General features: G+C 54.8%; 4 protein-coding genes and 1 tRNA gene. 3 read left to right on the top strand and 2 right to left on the bottom strand.

Annotated features, from left to right (window positions below; all coding sequences use genetic code 11):
- The first annotated feature begins 167 nt into the window (after positions 1-167).
- Positions 168-890 carry a TetR/AcrR family transcriptional regulator gene (locus tag VN114_RS05055; RefSeq protein WP_325512628.1) on the top strand — a complete coding sequence of 241 codons (723 nt, stop codon included), beginning with the start codon at positions 168-170 and terminating at the stop codon, positions 888-890.
- A gap of 7 nt (positions 891-897) precedes the next feature.
- Here VN114_RS05055 and VN114_RS05060 read toward each other — a convergent pair whose 3' ends face one another.
- Positions 898-1674 carry a uracil-DNA glycosylase gene (locus tag VN114_RS05060; RefSeq protein ID WP_325512630.1) on the bottom strand — a complete coding sequence of 259 codons (777 nt, stop codon included), beginning with the start codon at positions 1672-1674 and terminating at the stop codon, positions 898-900.
- A 74-nt stretch (positions 1675-1748) separates the two neighbouring features.
- The gene (gene uvrB / locus VN114_RS05065) at positions 1749-3842 is read right to left on the bottom strand and encodes an excinuclease ABC subunit UvrB (protein ID WP_325512632.1); all 2094 of its coding nucleotides are present in this window, start codon (positions 3840-3842) and stop codon (positions 1749-1751) included.
- A gap of 117 nt (positions 3843-3959) precedes the next feature.
- Here uvrB and VN114_RS05070 point away from each other — a divergent pair, with 117 nt between their 5' ends.
- Together VN114_RS05070 and VN114_RS05075 are read left to right on the top strand one after the other, a co-directional pair.
- Entirely contained in the window at positions 3960-5174 is a 1215-nt protein-coding gene (locus VN114_RS05070; RefSeq protein WP_325512634.1) for an amino acid aminotransferase, read from the top strand.
- A gap of 103 nt (positions 5175-5277) precedes the next feature.
- A tRNA-Asn gene (locus VN114_RS05075) sits at positions 5278-5353 on the top strand.
- The last annotated feature ends 49 nt before the right edge of the window (positions 5354-5402 follow it).

Here is a 5402-nt window from a genome sequence, read left to right on the forward strand (position 1 = left end):
CCAGAAAACAAAAAATAAAATTGAATGATCAGTCAATATTTACTTCTATATGCATGATTTAATTAAAAATATTTCTCAGGCTTAAAAAGTACGTTATTTAAATTTATTGAGCGATCATTCAATTTATAATTGATTCCTCGCTAATTGACTGAAAGTTCGCTCTCTTCATGGCTTCCCGCATTTCCAAAACGCCGCAATCCCCGACCCAGAAAGCAGACAAGAAACGCATCGAGGTTTTGAGGGCAGCAGCCAAGTGCTTCCGCAAAAGCGGCTTCCACCAAACCTCCATGCAACAGATCTGTACGGAAACCGGCTTGGGGCCAGGTGCCGTTTATCGTTACTTCACCGGCAAGGAAGCCATCATCGAGGCCATGGTGGAAGACGAGCGTCGTCAGGCGCGCGCCATCATGTTGCAAATGCGTGATGCCGAATCGTTGCCACAGGCATTGAACGCGACTACCCGTCTGTTTGCAGAACGTTATCGTTCCGGCGGCGATGCCGGCCTGATGACCGAGGTGTACGCGGAGGGAATGCGCAGCAAGCGCATCGGTGCCGTATTGCGCAAGATCGAAGCGGAATGGGTAATGGGATTGACCAACATCCTGCGTGTGGCGCAGGCGCGCGGCCAACTGGATGCGTCGCTGGATGCCGCCCAGACGGCGCTGTTCCTGACCGGCATGTGGGACGGCATGATCATCCGCCAGCATTTTCATGCGCACGACGACCCGAACGCACTGCCCGCCTTTTACGAAACAATGATTGAACGTCTGCTGGCGAGAGATGGCAAAAGTGACAATCGCGGCAAACCGGCAACGGTACCAACGTCACTGTTTGCCGAGCTTGATCAGAAAATTGCAGCCGAAGACAAGCGGCAGATGAGTTTGATTTAACCCGTCATTACCGCTTGCGCAGAAGATGCATCGCTCCGAACAGCTTTTGCATGGCGGGATTGGCGATGAAGCTCAAGTTATAGGGATGTTCTGACGTTTTCTTCGGAAAACGACTGTTGGCCGGCAACGCCTCCAGCTGCACTGCGATTTTTCCCCATAGAACCAGCGTCGGTGGTTCGCGGCCTTTTCGCTCCGCATGATCCGCCAGCGCTGCGAGTACCACCTGCAGAAACGGCAACCATGCCTTCGCTTCGCGAACCGGCGGCATGTCGGCACGAAAAACCAGCGTCGCATTCAACAGTAAAAATCCCTGCGCCGTCAGATTCGCCTGTAACTCCGGCAAAGTCTGAATTACCTCGTCTGAGGTGCGTGCACGATGCGCAACCTCAGCCAGTGCTTCGCCGGTCGTTTGATCCACCGCGAGTTGTCCATCCGCGACCAGCAGCATCTTCATGAAATTGCGTAACGACGTGGCACGATTGACCGGCTTGGAAAGCCCCTTCTCCGACCACAGCGATGAAACTGCGCCGTCCATGAAGCAAACGCCGGTCGCACTATCCGGTCGTGGATAAGGGCCCTCTCCGACCAAGACATAGCGGACCGTGTCCATAGGCTGGGCAAAGGCAGCGAAGACTCGCCCCCCATTCGGCAAATAATGTTCCTTCGCCAGCGCGTCGAGATAATCGGGATAAGCCGTGTCTATTGCTTCCAGTCCGGCCTGCAGAACCGGCCGCCACGATGCATGCGCTGCATCAAGCATTGCGGTGAACGAAGATGGAATCATGCTCGACTTTCCGATGCACGCGCGAATTTCACGCCAAACGATGCCGAAGCAACAAAATTATTTCCACGCATGCTTTACTTCCCGACCGTCGGAACGACGTGATCGCCCACATTGGCGCCAAATAATTGCTGCTTCAACACGCCCAGTTGATCGCGTACCTGCGCCGCTTTTTCGAATTCCAGATTTTTTGCGTGCGTAATCATCAGTTTTTCAAGCCGCTTGATTTCCTTGCTGACCTGCTTCTCGCTCATGGATTCGTACTTCGCATGCTCCTGAGCGACCTGCAATTCCAGACGGGCCTCCTGCGGACTGTAGACGCCATCGATCAGCTCACGAATCTCCTTCTTGATACCTGCCGGCGTAATGCCGTTGGCCTCATTGAACGCGATCTGCTTGGCACGACGGCGTTCGGTTTCATCAATCGCACGTCGCATCGAATCAGTCACCTTGTCGCCGTAGAGAATTGCCGTGCCGGCCAGATTACGCGCGGCCCGACCGATGGTCTGGATCAGACTGCGTTCCGAACGCAAAAAGCCTTCCTTGTCCGCATCCAGAATCGCCACCAGCGATACTTCCGGAATATCCAAACCCTCGCGCAACAGATTGATGCCGACCAGCACATCGAACGTACCGATGCGCAGGTCGCGAATGATTTCCACGCGCTCGACCGTATCGATATCGCTGTGCAGATAACGCACCTTGATGCCGTTGTCGCTCAGGAATTCCGTCAGCTGTTCAGCCATGCGTTTAGTCAGCGTCGTCACCAGCACGCGCTCGTTCTTCTTCACGCGATCGGTGATTTCCGACATCAGGTCATCGACCTGGCTGGAAGCCGGACGCACATGAATGATCGGATCGACCAGACCGGTCGGACGCACAACCTGCTCGACCACCTGATCGGCGTGCTGATTTTCGTAGTCGGCCGGCGTCGCCGAAACAAATACCGTCTGGCGCATCTTTCCTTCGAATTCGTCGAAGCGAAGCGGCCGATTATCCAGCGCCGACGGCAGGCGAAAGCCATAGTCAACCAGGTTCGTCTTGCGCGCGCGATCACCGTTATACATGCCGTTAAGCTGACCGAGCAGGACGTGCGATTCGTCCATGAACATCAACGCATCCGGCGGCAAATAATCGACCAGAGTCGGCGGCGGATCGCCCGGTTTGCCGCCACTCAGATGCCGCGAATAGTTTTCGATTCCCTTGGTGAAACCGATCTCCTGCATCATCTCCAGATCGAAACGCGTGCGCTGCTCCAGTCGCTGTTCTTCGATCAGCTTGTTTTCCTTGCGGAAGAATTCGAGTCGCTCGCGCAGTTCGTCCTTGATGGTTTCGATCGCACGCAACACGGTCGTACGCGGCGTGACGTAATGCGAGCCCGGATAAACCGTAAAACGGGGGATTTTCTGCTTCACGCGCCCTGTCAGCGGATCGAACAACTGCAGGCTGTCGATCTCGTCGTCGAACATCTCGATGCGAAGGGCCAGTTCTGCATGTTCCGCCGGGAAAATATCGATCGTATCGCCGCGCACGCGGAACGTGCCGCGACCGAAATCGACCTCATTGCGCGTGTACTGCATCGCAATCAGGCGAGCGATCACGTCACGCTGGCTGATCTTGTCCTTGGCGCGCAAGGTCAGAATCATCTGGTGGTATTCGTTCGGATTACCGATACCGTAAATCGCGGAAACCGTTGCCACGATGACTACGTCGCGTCGCTCCATCAACGATTTTGTACAGGACAAACGCATTTGCTCGATATGCTCGTTGATCGACGAATCTTTCTCGATAAACAAGTCGCGTTGCGGCACGTAGGCTTCCGGCTGGTAGTAGTCGTAGTAACTGACGAAGTATTCCACCGCGTTCTGCGGAAAGAATTCGCGGAATTCGCTGTACAACTGCGCAGCCAGTGTCTTGTTCGGCGCAAACACGATGGCAGGACGTCCCAGCCGCGCAATCGTGTTGGCGACTGTATAGGTTTTACCTGAACCGGTTACACCCAGCAGCGTCTGGTAAAACAGGCCGTCATTGATGCCTTCAACCAGCTTCTCTATCGCCGTCGGTTGATCGCCGGCCGGTGGAAAAGGCTGGTACAGACGATAGGGAGAATTCGGGAAAGTAACAAAACGGGATTCGTCGAACGAACCGGAAACTTGGGATAAATCAGACATTGAGACCTGACCTTTGGTAGAATAATCAGTCGCATTTCCGCACGAGACTTATGGTCTTGTGCTCTATACAACCCGCCTGCAAACACGTCCTTGCAGCTAACTTTTGATGTTATCACGATGAACGCACCTATTCCTGCTTCGCTCCTCAATGCCATCGAAATGGCGCCCCGTGACCCGATTCTTGGCATTACCGAGGCGTTCAACGCCGACAAGAATCCAAAGAAAGCCAACCTTGGCGTCGGTGTCTATTACGACAACAACGGCAAGCTGCCACTGCTGGAATGTGTCCGCAAGGCAGAAGCGCAAATGATGGAAAAATTGTCGCCGCGCGGCTACCTCCCGATCGACGGTCTGGTCGCCTATGACAAAGCGGTGCAAGACCTCGTATTTGGTGCCGACAGCTCGGTTGTCAAGGACAAGCGTGCAGTTACCGCTCAGGCAATCGGCGGCACCGGCGCATTGAAACTGGGCGCGGACTTCCTGAAGCGCTTTGCGCCGAACGCGCAAGTCTGGATCAGCGATCCAAGCTGGGAAAACCATCGCGCCCTGTTCGAATCCGCGGGTTTCGTCGTCAACAATTATCCGTACTACGATGAAGCATCCCACGGTGTCAATTTCGCCGGCATGCTCGACACGCTGAAATCGGTACCGACCGGTTCCGTCATTTTGTTGCACGCATGCTGCCATAACCCGACCGGCGCCGACCTGACCGACGCGCAATGGAAAGAAGTCATCTCCGTCGTGACGTCGCGCGGCCTGATTCCTTTCCTCGACATGGCCTACCAGGGTTTCGGCGACGGCATCGAATCCGACGGCAAGGTCGTGCGTCAATTCGCGGAAGCCGGTGGCCCGGTGTTCGTCTCGAACTCGTTCTCCAAATCGTTCTCGCTGTATGGCGAACGCGTCGGCGCATTGAGCATCGTCGCCAACAACGCCGACGAAGCAGCACGCGTCCTGTCGCAACTGAAACGCGTCATCCGCACCAACTACTCCAACCCACCAACGCACGGTGGCCAGGTTGTTGCCACAGCACTGGCAAACCCGGAGTTGCGCGCCCTGTGGGAAGAGGAACTGGCCGGCATGCGCGTTCGCATTCGTGAAATGCGCCAAGCTCTGGTTGAAAAACTGAAAGCGAAAGCACCAAATCACAATTTCGATTTCGTGATCCAGCAACGCGGCATGTTTTCGTATTCCGGTTTGACGAAGCCGCAGGTCGATCGTCTGCGTGATGAATATGCGATCTACGCAGTCGATACAGGCCGTATCTGCGTTGCTGCCCTCAACAGCGGCAACATCGATTACGTCGTCGACGCAATCGCAAACGTTCTGTAAGCAGTCAGGAAAGGTTGCGCATAAAAATTTCTGTAGAAAAACAGAAAAAGTAGTGCGCAGCCTTTGACAAGCGCGATTAAATCCTCCATAATTTCGCTTCTGTTCCCTGATAGCTCAGTCGGTAGAGCGACGGACTGTTAATCCGCAGGTCCCTGGTTCGAGTCCAGGTCGGGGAGCCAGAATATTCAAAAGGCCGCGTTCTCCACGCGGCCTTTTTCGTTCCAGCCG

This window comes from Oxalicibacterium sp. (genome assembly GCF_035565035.1).
In the GTDB taxonomy this organism is placed as follows: Bacteria; Pseudomonadota; Gammaproteobacteria; order Burkholderiales; family Burkholderiaceae_D; genus Oxalicibacterium.